The sequence below is a fragment of the Carboxydocella sp. JDF658 genome (assembly GCF_002049395.1).
Lineage (GTDB): Bacteria > Bacillota.
The window spans coordinates 16,723-29,784 of record NZ_BDLR01000005.1 but is presented as its reverse complement, the minus strand read 5'-3'; the positions used below and the strand labels follow the sequence as shown (position 1 = coordinate 29,784).

Genomic DNA, 13,062 nt, shown 5'->3' with positions numbered 1-13,062 from the left:
ACCCCCCTCTTTCTCCCATAACTCTATATTGTCAAATGCTGCTGATGTTCTCCGAACACCTGCCGCAAAGTATCACAAATTTCGCCCAGAGTAGCATATACTCTGACCGCCTGCAGGATGGCAGGCAGCAAGTTATCCGTGCTACAGGCCGTCTCCTTCAGGTTTTGCAAGGCATTGGCAACTGCCAGGTTGTCCCTCTCCTGTTTCAAAGCCTGTAACCGGGCCGCCTGTTCCCTTCCTACCGCCGGATCCACCCGCAGGATTTGCGGCTGTTTTTCCTCCGGCAGCACGAACTTGTTGACTCCTACGACAATCCGCTCTCCGGATTCGATTTCCATCTGGTAGCGAAAGGCTGCTTCCTGAATCTCCTTCTGCTGGTATCCCAGCTCAATAGCCCGGACTGCCCCGCCCATTTCCTCAATTTTGTTCAGGTACTGCCAGACCCTGTTCTCAATCTCAGAAGTCAAGGACTCAATGAAGTAAGAACCAGCCAGGGGATCAATGGTATCCGTTACCCCGGTTTCATAGGCGATCACCTGCTGGGTCCGCAGGGCAATCAGGGCTGATTCCTCGGTCGGCAAAGCCAGGGCCTCATCCCGGGAATTGGTATGCAGGGATTGGGTTCCCCCCAGAACTGCACTCAAAGCCTGGAAAGCCACCCGCATTATATTGGTATCAGGTTGCTGGGCTGTCAGGGTACACCCTGCCGTCTGGGTATGGAAACGCAACATCCAGGAGCGGGGATTTTCCGCCTTAAAACGTTCCCGCATGATTTTGGCCCAGATCCGGCGCGCTGCCCGGAACTTGGCGATTTCCTCAAAGAAATTGGAATGGGCATTAAAGAAGAAAGATAAACGGGGTGCAAAATCATCCACCTTCAGCCCGGCTTTGATGGCTGCTTCCACATAGGCGATGCCATTGGCCAGGGTAAAAGCTACTTCCTGAACCGCCGTCGAACCCGCCTCCCTGATGTGATAACCACTGATACTGATGGTATTCCAGTTGGGTACATGCCGGGAACAGAAGGCAAAAATATCGGTAATCAGGCGCATGGAGGGTTCTGGCGGGAAAATATAGGTTCCTCTGGCGATATATTCCTTGAGAATATCATTCTGGATCGTGCCATTGAGCTGTTCTGGCCTGACCCCCTGTTTTTCCCCTACCACGATGTACATAGCCAGCAACACTGCTGCCGGGGCATTGATAGTCATCGAGGTGGAGACTTTATCCAGGGGTATGCCTTGCAAAAGAATTTCCATGTCCTGCAGGGAATCGATAGCCACCCCCACTTTGCCTACCTCCCCCCGGGCCATGGGATGATCTGAATCATAGCCAATCTGGGTAGGCAGGTCAAAAGCCACCGAAAGCCCTGTTTGACCCTGTTCCAGCAGGTAATGGAAGCGGCGGTTGGTTTCCGCAGCTGTGCCGTACCCGGCATACTGGCGCATGGTCCAGAATCGGCCCCGGTACATGGTGGGCTGAACCCCACGGGTAAAGGGATATTCTCCCGGGAAACCCAGCTGTTCCAGATAATCCAGGTCTTTTGTATCTTCCGGAGTGTAAAGTCTTTTGATCTCAATCTCTGAAGTGGTAGCAAACTTTGCCTGTCGCTCCGGTGTCCTGGGCAATATCTTTTCTTCCACTTTCTTTTCCCAGGCTGCCAGTTTCTCCCTCATTACCTCGCCCCCTCCTTATTTCTTGAGCGCCTGCTTAAGCAATTCCGGTACCTGCCAGGGCAATTCCGCTACCCGGGCTCCTGCTGCCGTCAGAGCCTCCACCTTGCTGGCAAAAGTGCCTTTGCCCCGTTCCACAATGGCGCCAGCATGGCCCATACGCTTGCCAGGAGGCGCGCTCTTGCCGGCCAGGAAGGCCACCACCGGTTTGGTCATGGTCTTGATATATTCCGCCGCCACTTCTTCAGCATTACCGCCGATTTCCCCGACCAGGATCACCGCTTCCGTGTCCGGGTCAGCCTCCAGCTGTTGTAACACATCGACAAAGGACAGCCCCACTACCCGGTCACCGCCCAAGCCTACTACGGTAGATTGCCCCAGTCCCTGTCGGGTCAGGTTGTAGACGATCTCATAGGACAGGGTGCCACTGCGGGCTACTACCCCTACTTTACCGGGCAGGAAAATCTGGTTGGGCATAATCCCCATTTTGCACTGACCCGGAGAAATGATCCCGAAGGTGTTAGGCCCGACTACAGTTGTCCCCCGTTCCCGGGCAAAAGCCATGATTTCCATTTCATCATGTAAGGGTACATGCTCGGTAATGATAACCACCGTTTTCAGACCGGCATCTATGGCTTCAAAAGCTGCATCCTTTACCAGTGGCGCCGGTATGAAGATAATGGAAGCTGTGGGCTGAACCGCTTCCACCGCCTGAGCTACCGTATCAAATACCGGTACCCCATGCACTTCCTGTCCGGCCTTGCCCGGGGAAACCCCGGCTACGATATTGGAACCATAAGCCAGCATCTGGCGGGTATGAAAACTGCCCTGATTACCGGTAATCCCCTGCACCAGTACCCTTGTATCTTTGTTAATAATAATCGCCATCTCCCTGCTCCCCCTTAACCTGCTTGTTTGGCCAGTTCTACCACTTTGGCCGCTGCTTCTGCCATGGATTCATAGGCTTCTACCCCGATTTCCTTCAGGATAGCCACCCCTTCTTCCTGGTTGGTTCCCACCAGGCGAATCACAACCGGCACAGTGATGCCCAGTTTTTCCTTGACCCTGACGAAAGCCCGGGCCACATCATCGCAACGGGTAATCCCGCCAAAGATGTTGATCAGTATGGCTTTGGGCTGAGTGGAAAGAAGAATTTCCAGGGCCCTGGCAGTGGCCTCTTCACTGGCACCGCCGCCAGCATCCATGAAATTGCGGGCTCGCCCGCCATAATATTGCAAAATATCCAGGGTGGCCATGGTAATCCCGGCTCCATTGGCCATAACAGCGATATCCCCGTCCAGCTCTACGTAAGAAATCCCCAGTTCATGGGCCAGCCTCTCCCGTTCTGTCCGTTCCTCCACCCTGGGCAATCCTGCCGGATAGCGGAAAGCCGCTTCATCATCAATGTTAATTTTGCCATCAGCAGCCAGCAATTTGCCCTCACTTATCACCAGAGGATTGATTTCCACCAGTTCACAATCATAGCGGCGGAAGATCTGCCACAATTTCTGCAGGAGCACAGTCATCTGCTTGTATATATCTCCAGCCAAACCCAGCCGCCGGCTGATTTCCCGGGCCAGATAGGGCATAATCCCCCGGTTGATATCCAGATGCAGCTTGACCAGGTATTCTTCCGGCACTTCCTCGATATCCATGCCCCCCTGGGCCGATGCGATTAACAGGGGTCTGCGGGCGCTGCCATCCACTGTAATCGCTACATAGATCTCCTTTTCGATCCCTATCTTTTGTTCCACCAGCAAGGTTTCCACCCGATAGCCCTTGATTTCCATGTTCAGCAATTGCTCTGCCACCTGGAGAGCTTCTTCCGGGGTGCTGGCAAACTTGATGCCTCCCGCTTTGCCCCGGCCCCCTACCAGCACCTGGGATTTCAAAGCCGCCGGCCCGAGTTCCGCCACCGCCCGGGCTGCTTCCTCAGGGGTGTTCGCAACTCGTCCAGCCGGCACAGCAATGCCTTCCTGGCGAAAGATTTCCTTGGCCATGTACTCGAACAACTTCATCCCCTATCTCCTCCTTTACTCCCTTTTATTGTCTATCACTCAAAGACAAATGCCCATATTTGTAGCCTGTCTTTGCCGTGACTATAAGTTATGCAAAAAACAGGCCAAAATTAAGATTTTTCAGTAAATTCAAGTGATAAAAATAAGTAGATGGCAATATTTTGCCAGACAACCTCCCGACTCCGCAATCATTTGCAGAAACTATCTGCAATTTTTTTCAGTAGTCTGCAAATAAATTCATAGCGCAAAATGGCTATTGAAATTGTAGCGAATTTATTCTACAATTATAACGATTTTGTGTTGAACTGTGTCTGAGGAGGCACCGGACAGTGGTTAGAAAGTTTGCCATCTACAGTATTGCAACAATGATAATCTTAGGTGCAATCCTGGGTTTTGATTTGAATAATACCATTAAAGAAACGGCCATCTGGCTGTTCAAGCAGCAAATCAAGGCTCAGCAACTGCCCTTAATGCGTGATCATATAAATTCGACGGACTTTGCTGCCATTCCTGCTCCCAGGCGATTGGCTGAGCTGGATAATTTCTTCAATGCCTATCTGGCCAGCAACCAGGTCTTGCTCATCAAGCTCTGGAACTCGCAGGGAATGATCGTCTATTCCACTGATCACAAATATATCGGAAAGCAGGAACCCAATAACCCGGATATCAAAACCGCATTAAGCGGACAGATCATAGCAGAATTTACCGATGACTACTCTGCTACCGCCCATGCCGAAGCAGCCGGCCTGACCAAAAACTATCAGGAATTAATTGAAGTCTATCTGCCCATCGAAATCAATGGCAAGATTACCGGCATATATGAAGCCTACTGGAATACTGAAGAACTTTTTGCCAAACTTAAACAGGTGGCCCTTAGTGTCTGGGGCCTGATTGGAGCCAGTTTTTTCATCCTCTTTATTGTCCAGTATCGCATTGTCTTTGGCGCGGCCAACACCATTTCCCACCAGAAAAATGAACTGGATCGTATTGAAAAACGCTTGATCCGTTCTCTAAGTGAACAACAACAAATCTACCGGGGTACCATCCAGTCCCTGCTGGCCGCCCTGGATGCCAAGGACCATTATACCGCCGGTCACAGCCTGCGAGTGGCAGATTATGCCCTCCTGCTGGGTAAAAAAATCGGTTTACCCGCCGAGAGACTACGAATTCTGGAGGAAGCTGCCCTGTTCCATGATATCGGCAAAATCGGTATTCCCGAACACCTGCTGGGTAAGCCGACAGACCTTACTAAAGAGGAATATGCCGCCATGCAAACTCATGTCCGCATTAGCAGCCAGATTATTGGTGTGATGGACGGTTTCAGTCAACAGGCCCGCATCATTCTCCACCACCACGAACACTGGGATGGATCCGGTTATCCTGTCGGTCTGGCAGGAAAGGCCATCCCCCTGGAAAGCCGCATCCTGGCCATAGCTGACACCTATGATGCTCTCACCACTGACCGCCCTTACCGCAAGGGCCTGTCCCGGGATGAAGCCCTGCTGCGGCTGGCAGCGGCCAGCGGCACCCAGTTTGACCCGGAGCTGACCGAACTGTTTATAGCTATCATCCAGAAAAAATAAATTCCCCCTGACTGGCACAAGCTACTGTCAGGGGGGTGTTTTTATACAGTTTACCTCTACTGTTGATATTGTTCCCTTTTACAGTGGTTGCAAATCCCGTAAAATTCCAGGCGATGTCCCCGAATTTCCGCCCCACTCACCGCAGCTGCGGAAGTTTCCAGCTGGTGCATTACCGGCAGTTCCAGGTCATAAACCCGGCCACAGTTTTCACAAACCAGATGATAGTGGGGTACCGGATTGCCATCAAAACGGCTGAAACTGCTGCCATAATTCAATTCCAGAATCTCGCCCATTTCCGCCAGCTGGTTGAGGTTGCGGTACACAGTCCCCAGGGACAGGTTAGGAATCTGCTTGCGTGCCTCCATGTAGATCCAGTCAGCAGTAGGATGAGACCTGGTGGAACGCAGAACCTCAAGGATTATCTTTTTTTGTCTGGTCATCCGGGTCTGTTTCATGGCCCCGTCCCCTCTCATAACGATAATCATTTCTAATTACATTATAAAACCTCTACCAGCTATCGTCAAGCAAATGAGAGATGGCGGGACAAAATTTGTTCCAGATGACTGATAGTGTTGCACTCCAGTAAGCGGGCATGTTGCCCCAGTAACCTGGGGGCCCGGGTCAGAGGCCACTCCTTGCGGGGCAGGGTATTGAGCCAGAGGATATGCTTGACCCGTCCCCGCACCTTCTTAAGCCGGGCTGCTGCCTGTTCCAGCCCGGTGGTCTTGCCGTCACTGAGCAAAATCACCAGCGTGGAAGGAGTCAGCACCCGCTGATAATCCCGTTCCAGCTGGGCCAGGGCCTGAGCCAGGTTAGTACCCTGCCCCCAGACCTTGCTGCGGGCCATGATCTCACTCATGGTTTCGGCAAAACCCTGCCTTTGTTTCAATACCGGTGTAATGCGTTCCAGGTCCTCGGCGAAAACGAAGGCTTCCACATCCCGGACCGCTCCGGCCAGACCATAGACGAACTGCAGGACAAACCGGGCATAACGGGCCATGGAACCGGAAACATCACAGATCAGCACTACCCGGGGTTTATCCAGGCGATGATGTCGATATTTGAGCCGAAACATTACTCCCCCGTACTGGATATTGTGGCGAATAGTACGGCGCAGATCCAGTAAACGACGGCGCTGGCTTTGCCGGTAACGGCGGGAAATTTTCACCGCCAGCCGCCGGGTCAGCTGCTGAATCAGGCGGGTTACCCGGGGCAAGTCCTCATCTTCGATGTTCTTCATATCCTGATAGAGCAAGCTATCCTCTTCCGGCACATTCACTACCAGCTGGCTCAGCATGGCATCCAGCTCCGCATCCCCTGTCTCCAGGGGTTTCAACTGCACCTGCCTGCTTTCTCGTTCTTCCTCTTCAGCCAGCAGTTTGCGTTTCCAGTAATTGAGCTGACTTTGCACCACCCTTTCCATCAGGCCGCGCGGGTCCACAATCTGGTTTCCAGCTGCGTACTGCTGTAAAAAATCCCGCAGTTTTTGCTTTTCCCCTTCCGGCAGGCGGGCATAGGTTTCTTTATCTTCCTGGGATAATTGCAGTTCCTGAGTCCACTCTTCCTCCGGACCGGTGAAAACCAGCTCCGCCTCCGCTTCAGCCAGCTGCTGGGCCTGTTCCTGCTGCTGAGCCGCATACTGGGCTAGCATTTCCGCTACCTGCTCCGGAGGCCGAAAATAACTGGCAAAGGCCTGGCGCACCAGCCGCCGGCTGCGGGCGTCTTTAGCCAGGGTAGTGATGAGAGCAGTCTCTACCTGGGAGCGGCTGGTCCAGTCCACAGCAAGTAAGGCCTCCAGCCCATCCATCACTTCAGCAGTGCTGATACGCAAACTGAGGCTGCGCAGGGCGATAATAAAGCGCAAGTAACGGGCCAGCATATCCATTATTTATCCCTTCTTCCACATCCTGCCCGCTGGCATAAACCAGCACAACCACCGGCTTCCTTGACCATTTCCCGGTCTTCCCGGTGCTTCAGCAGTAAATTCATTGTCTGCTCCAGGTTCCGGGCATTTACTTCTGCTGCGCCCAGGGCCAGCAGTCCCCGGACCCAGTCCAGCGTCTCGGCAATGGAAGGCTTCTTGCTGAGGTCCATTTGCCGCAAAGTCTGAACCACCGCCGCAGCCTGTCGGGCCAACTGTTCCTCAGCTTCCGGCACTCTGGTGCGGATAATTGCCAGTTCCTTGTCATAGGAGGGGTATTCAATGTAGAGATAGGCACAACGGCGCTTTAAACCATCAGACAGCTCCCGTTCCGCATTGGAGGTCAGAATCACAATCGGCCGGGTTCGGGCCACCATGGTCCCCAGCTCAGGAATGGAAACAGTAAAATCACTCAGTACTTCGAAGAGGAAAGCCTCAAACTCCGTTTCCGTCTTATCCACTTCATCGATCAGCAATACTACCGGTTTTTCAGCACGAATGGCCTTGAGCAGAGGCCTTTCCAGCAGATATTCTCCGGAAAAGAGATTATCTGCCCCCGGAGCTACACAGCCCATCTCCTTGGCCATCTGGATAGCAATCAATTGTTTTTGATAGTTCCATTCGTACAGGGCTTTAGCTTCATCCAGACCCTCATAGCACTGCAGGCGCACCAGTTCGGTGTTAAAAATCCGGGCTAATACCTTGGCAATTTCCGTTTTCCCTACTCCAGGTGCTCCTTCAATCAACAGGGGCTTGCCCAGTTTCAAGGCCAGATAAACAGTGGTTATGATCTCCTCTTCCCCGATATAACCCTGCTGGCGAAAAGCTTCTTTCAGTTCCGCAACACTGTTAAACATCTTTTCTCCCATCCTTCCCATTCTCTCTTAGAGTTATTATAACACAGAAAGGCAGCAGTCAGCGACTGCCGCCTTCCTTCCTCCCCGGTTAAATGCCCAGGGCCTGGCGCTTTTTCAGAATATGGGCTTCAATGGCATCGGCAGCTTTAACGGGATCCAGTTCCACCAGGAAGCGACCGCCGGTCAGGTCTTCCACATCTTTGGTAAGAATCCTGGTTACCAGTTCAGAGCCCAGTACCGGTGGCGCAGGTGCCAAATGGGTTAGTAAACCAAAGGCTACGGCAAAAGCCCCATCGGCAACTGCTTTTTGTTCCAGATACTCAGGCGCAGAAGCTGCTACCGGCAGCTGGGAAGGATCTACACCCAGGGCATTGGCCAATTCAGTTACCACTACCCCGATACGGCCGATATCCACACAGGAACCGAAGTTCAAAGCAGGAGGAATGCCCAGGGACTGGCAAACCGCCTTCAGACCGGAACCGGCCAGTTCCGCAGCTGCAGGGTCCATCAGACCGGCATTTTCGGTAGCGCTGGACATACAACCGGAATTGATCACCAGAATATCCCGCTTAATCAGCTCTTTAGTGAGGGCGATGCCCATGGAATCATGACCATTGCGGTTGTTGGTGCAACCTACTACCGCGACTACCCCTTTAATAGCACCAGATTTAATAGCATCCAGCAGGGGATTCAGGCTACCGCCCAGAGCAGAAGCTATGCTTTCCAGGCCAAAGCCTGCCACCACCGGCTTCTGGTTGACCGGAATCACCACATCCTTGCCCCGGTTCTTGTAAGCAGCAATGGCCATTTTCACGATTTCCCGGGCCTGTTCTGCCACTTTTTCCGGCTTGTAGTCGATATTGGTTTCCACCCCGGCCATGCGCAGAATGTGGGATACGGAGATCAGTTTAGTGTGGAAGCGGTCAGCCACATATTTCAAGGCCGGAATAGAGCAGTTCATATCCATCATTACCAGATCCACCGCACCGGTAGCAATCATAAATTCCTGGGTTATCCAGTTACCCAGCTGGCCGGCATAGCCGGAACGATTGTGGGCATTTCTCTGCATCAGCTCCTGACCGGTACACATGGAACCATAGACCTTGATGCCTTTGGCGCCAGCGGCTTCCGCCAGCTTAATCAGTTCCGGGTCATTGACGGCCTCAATCACGGCAGTGGCCATTAAAGGCACGTGTCCGTGAGCTACAATATTGACCGTATCAGGATCCAGAATGCCCAGGTCTGCCGCACTCTTCACCAATTTCGGAGAGCCCAGCAGGATGTCCTGCAGGGTGATGGTTGCTACCAGACCCATGTAACCGGCAGCAATGCCAAGCCGCAAAGTAGTGAGTAACAGATCTACCGGGTCACTGGTGATGTTGGACATGGTTTTGGTCAAAGCATCCCGCACCTCGGACAGAGGACCGCCGGGAACAATCCCCAGCTTCTCCCAGGCCTGAATTCTGGTAGGAGGAGCAAACAACTTGACCAGAGCCAGAGGTTCATCGGCTCCTTTGCGCAATTCCACCAGCACAATATCCGCTACCGCTTTGGCCAGTTCATTCACCGGCTGTTCCGGCTCCAGCCCCAGTACCTGAGCCAGAGCTTTCAATTTATCAGGATCGCCAATGGTGAAGGTAGTTTTCCCTTCCGCAGTGGCTTTCAGAGTTTTACACAATTCTTCCAGGTGATGGGTATAGGCTGACACTCCGTGCACTGTTAAACGGGCCAGATTTCGAGCAACAATAGTATCAGCAGTAGCTCCGCAGATCCCGTAAGGAGCTTTGGGAGTAATCCGACAGGGACCATGACTGCACAGCTGGCAGCAGATTCCCTTTTTCCCGAAATCGCACTGAGGCTGTTGAGCCTGATAACGATCAAATACACTGGGTAAACCCAGCTGGCTCATCCTTTCCTGCAGCTGGTTCACTGATTCGTGGGCTGAATAACAGCTATCCGCTGCAGCACAGCTGGCACAACCATGACTTTCCTTATGATTTTGTTTATTGCCACCCAGCAAAAAATCGAAAATACCCATGACCAGGCCTCCTTTAGTTTTGTTCAGGGCTAATTATACCGGAGGCAGACAGCAGGTTACTGTAAGCAAAAACAAAAAAGAGTGTGAGATTGCTCACACTCTACAACCAGCGTTCCAGTTCCTTTTGTTTGAGAATAGTGATTTTTTTGCCTTCCAGTTTAATGATTCCACTTTTGGCCAGGTCCTGCAAAATCCGGGTTGCCGTCTCCCGAGAAGTGCCAGCATAATTGGCCAGTTCCTGACGGTCCAGGTAGAGGTTAATGACTGTGCTTTCCTTGCAAACTGCACACTCACTGCCGAAACTTTCGGCGAGCCTTAGTAAGGTAGAAGCAACCCGACCGTAGGTGTCTTTCTGAACCAGTTCCACCAGCCGTTGCTGGGCTTCCCTGAGTTTTTTGGCCATGTCCTTCAGCAACTGCACCGTCAGGGAGGGATGATGTTCCAGCCACTGGTAAAGATCAGCATTACGGATAATGCCAATCTGGCTTTCCTCAATAGTTTCCGCCGAAGCTGGATAAGGCCCGCCATCAAAAAGGGTAACTTCGGCGAAAATATCACCGGGCTGACGGAAATGCAAAATCTGTTCCTTGCCATCACTGGCCATTTTGTAGATTTTTACTTTCCCCTGCTGGACAAAATGCAAACCCTCTCCGGGCTCCCCTTCCAGAAAAATCAGCATGTCTTTTTTATAATTTCTCACCCTCACCAGTTTGGCCAGTTCGTTCAGGGCCTCTTCCGGCAAACCGGCAAAAAGCGGCAGACGGCGCAAATGTTTACCTGTCAGCTCCACTCAACTCCCCCCTTTTTAACGGATCAATTCCACAAAAACATCTACCAGTTGCGGGTCAAACTGGGTACCCCGGCAATCCAGCAAAATATTAATCGCCTTTTCCTTTGACATCCGGCTGCGATAAGGCCGGTCACTGGTCATGGCATCATAGGTATCAGCTATGGCCATAATCCTGGCCTCAATGGGGATTTCCTCTCCTTTCAGCCCATCAGGATAACCTCGCCCGTCATAACGCTCATGGTGATGGCGGACCAGTTCGGCATGTTCAGCAAATACCCTGGTAGAGGCAATGATTTCAGCACCAATTACCGGGTGTTTTTTCATTTCTTCAAATTCTTCCGTAGTCAGGGAATCCTTTTTGTTCAGAATTTGCTCGGGAATACCGATTTTGCCGATGTCATGGAAAAGGGCGGCTTCTTCCAGCAAATCCAGACGCTCCTGAGGCAAATTAACAGCTCTCCCCAGTAAAAGGGCATAGTCAGTCACCCGCATGCAATGCCCGGCAGTATAATGATCCTTGGCATCCAGAGCACTCATCAGAGCTTTAATGGTACCTACATGGATGGCCTCCTGGGCCGCCATGGTCTCATCCAGACGACTGGTCAGGCGCCGAATGGCCACATTTTGTTCCTCAATGGTTTTAGCTGCCCGCTTAACAATCTGGTACAGAGATAAATATAAGACCAGAAAGCTGATGCCAATGAAGAAACGACCGAATTTTTGCCCATTGGCAATATACTCGTAGATATTATCCGCTTCCCGATAAACCTCAAATACGCCCAGCGTCTGACCAGAAGCTTTATCGCGGATGGGAACATAAACCTCTATATAGCGCCTGGATGGATCCAGCTCATCTATCTGGTTTTCCGGCTTTTCCATACTGGCAATTTCCGCTACTGTTTTCCCGGCCAGCGCTGTTTTCAAGTCGCTTTCCATAGGAAAGCGTTGACCTATCAAGTCCGTTTTATTAGAATAGATGATCAACCCCTGGGCATTCCAGATTTTGACCAGTTTCATATCCTCTTCATTGGTGATATTTTCTTTGATCACAGTATCGAAAGCATCCAGCCGGGGTCCAATCATGGGCTGGCTGAAATCCTCCGGGCGCAGAGAATAGGAGACAATAATATTGACCAAATCTGCTGTTCGTTCAGCCGAAACGTTCAATACCGTTTTTTCGAAAAAAACGGAAAAAGTAATAGCCAGCACCGCCCCCAGCAAACTGATGACAATAAAACTGGAGATACTGAATTGCTTAACTAGAGACATTTTTCTTTTCATCCGGTTTCCCTCTCTCTGCTCCATTATCCCTCAAGATAGAGGTCGCGATAATGACAGGCATCTTCCGCCTGGGTCCCCGCTGATTCGCAGATAATCACCGGAGTTGCTTTCCATGCCTTCAATCCCGGAACCAGCCAGCGAAAATCCGGAGGAATTCCATCCGCTACAGTAGCATGCCGTTTTTCTCCACCGGTTGTGTACTCCACCGGACTGAAATGGACATGCAACTTGCTCAGCACATCCGGGCCCAGACCAGCTGCCAGGTCCTCCAGTACCCGATTCATGCCCGCTTCCGTCTCCAGCTCTCCCTGCAAGAGGGCATTGAGATGCCCAAAATCCACACAGGGCAATAGCATGGGGCTGAACTGGCAAAATTCAATCACTTCCGCCAGAGTGCCCACCTGGTTTTTCTTGCCCATGGTTTCCGGACAAAGATAAACATCCGTCCAGCCCCGGTCTTCCAGGATGGCGATAACCTCCTGTAGCCTCTCTTTGACCAGTTGTACCGCCGTTTCCCGCTCCATCCGGGCCGCTCCGCCGGGATGAAATACCACCCGTTGTGCTCCCAGCCAGCGGGCTGCTTCTACTGACTTGAGCAGGTGTTCCCGGGAGCTGGCCTGAATTTGCGGATCCGGTGAGGCAAAATTAATGTAATAGGGAGCATGAACACTAAGGAGAACATCATGCTTAACCGCTTCTTCCCCCAGCTGCCTGGCCATCTTTTCCGAAATCCGTACCCCGCGGCTGAGCTGATACTCATAGGCATTCAGACCCAGACTGGCCAGATAGGCAGGCATCTGCAGCGAAGACCTGTAACCGGCAGCATAAAAGGAATCAGGGTTGCCTGCCGCACCAAATCGGATTTTCAACTAACATCGCTCCTTAAATTCCAGCAATATCA

General features: G+C 52.0%; 11 protein-coding genes. 1 reads left to right on the top strand and 10 read right to left on the bottom strand.

Annotation, left to right across the window (positions count from 1 at the left end):
• Positions 1–23 precede the first annotated feature (23 nt).
• The 3 genes from JDF658_RS01490 to sucC are packed head-to-tail and all read right to left on the bottom strand — an operon-like array spanning position 24 to position 3,691.
• Positions 24–1,676 (bottom strand): methylmalonyl-CoA mutase, encoded by a 1,653-nt coding sequence (locus tag JDF658_RS01490; protein WP_079906253.1) that lies wholly within the window; start codon positions 1,674–1,676, stop codon positions 24–26.
• A 15-nt stretch (positions 1,677–1,691) separates the two neighbouring features.
• Positions 1,692–2,561, bottom strand: coding sequence for a succinate--CoA ligase subunit alpha (sucD, locus tag JDF658_RS01485; RefSeq protein WP_078664287.1), 870 nt, complete (start codon positions 2,559–2,561; stop codon positions 1,692–1,694).
• Positions 2,562–2,575: 14 nt separating this feature from the next.
• A complete protein-coding gene (sucC, locus tag JDF658_RS01480; RefSeq protein ID WP_078664288.1) occupies positions 2,576–3,691 on the bottom strand; it encodes an ADP-forming succinate--CoA ligase subunit beta in 1,116 nt (371 codons plus the stop codon).
• 329 nt (positions 3,692–4,020) lie between these two features.
• Here sucC and JDF658_RS01475 point away from each other — a divergent pair, with 329 nt between their 5' ends.
• On the top strand, positions 4,021–5,274 hold the full coding sequence (locus JDF658_RS01475) for an HD-GYP domain-containing protein (protein ID WP_078664289.1): 1,254 nt from the start codon (positions 4,021–4,023) through the stop codon (positions 5,272–5,274).
• A 56-nt stretch (positions 5,275–5,330) separates the two neighbouring features.
• On the opposite strand, the gene JDF658_RS01470 is transcribed toward JDF658_RS01475, so the two are convergent.
• From JDF658_RS01470 to JDF658_RS01440, 7 genes are all read right to left on the bottom strand, one after another.
• Positions 5,331–5,729: a transcriptional repressor gene (locus JDF658_RS01470; protein ID WP_242946581.1), complete on the bottom strand. Its 399-nt coding sequence runs from the start codon at positions 5,727–5,729 to the stop codon at positions 5,331–5,333.
• Between the two features lie 65 nt (positions 5,730–5,794).
• On the bottom strand, positions 5,795–7,159 hold the full coding sequence (locus tag JDF658_RS01465) for a VWA domain-containing protein (protein ID WP_079906252.1): 1,365 nt from the start codon (positions 7,157–7,159) through the stop codon (positions 5,795–5,797).
• Complete coding sequence (locus tag JDF658_RS01460; protein ID WP_079906251.1) at positions 7,159–8,052, bottom strand: MoxR family ATPase; 894 nt, start codon at positions 8,050–8,052, stop codon at positions 7,159–7,161. Before JDF658_RS01460 ends, JDF658_RS01465 begins: the two co-directional genes overlap by 1 nt.
• 88 nt (positions 8,053–8,140) lie before the next feature.
• Positions 8,141–10,090, bottom strand: coding sequence for an anaerobic carbon-monoxide dehydrogenase catalytic subunit (gene cooS / locus JDF658_RS01455; RefSeq protein WP_079906250.1), 1,950 nt, complete (start codon positions 10,088–10,090; stop codon positions 8,141–8,143).
• A 100-nt stretch (positions 10,091–10,190) separates the two neighbouring features.
• Entirely contained in the window at positions 10,191–10,880 is a 690-nt protein-coding gene (locus tag JDF658_RS01450; RefSeq protein ID WP_242946580.1) for a Crp/Fnr family transcriptional regulator, read from the bottom strand.
• Positions 10,881–10,895: 15 nt separating this feature from the next.
• A complete protein-coding gene (locus tag JDF658_RS01445) occupies positions 10,896–12,161 on the bottom strand; it encodes an HD-GYP domain-containing protein (protein WP_159446523.1) in 1,266 nt (421 codons plus the stop codon).
• Positions 12,162–12,184: 23 nt separating this feature from the next.
• The gene (locus JDF658_RS01440) at positions 12,185–13,030 is read right to left on the bottom strand and encodes a TIM barrel protein (protein WP_078664293.1); all 846 of its coding nucleotides are present in this window, start codon (positions 13,028–13,030) and stop codon (positions 12,185–12,187) included.
• Between the last annotated feature and the right edge of the window lie 32 nt (positions 13,031–13,062).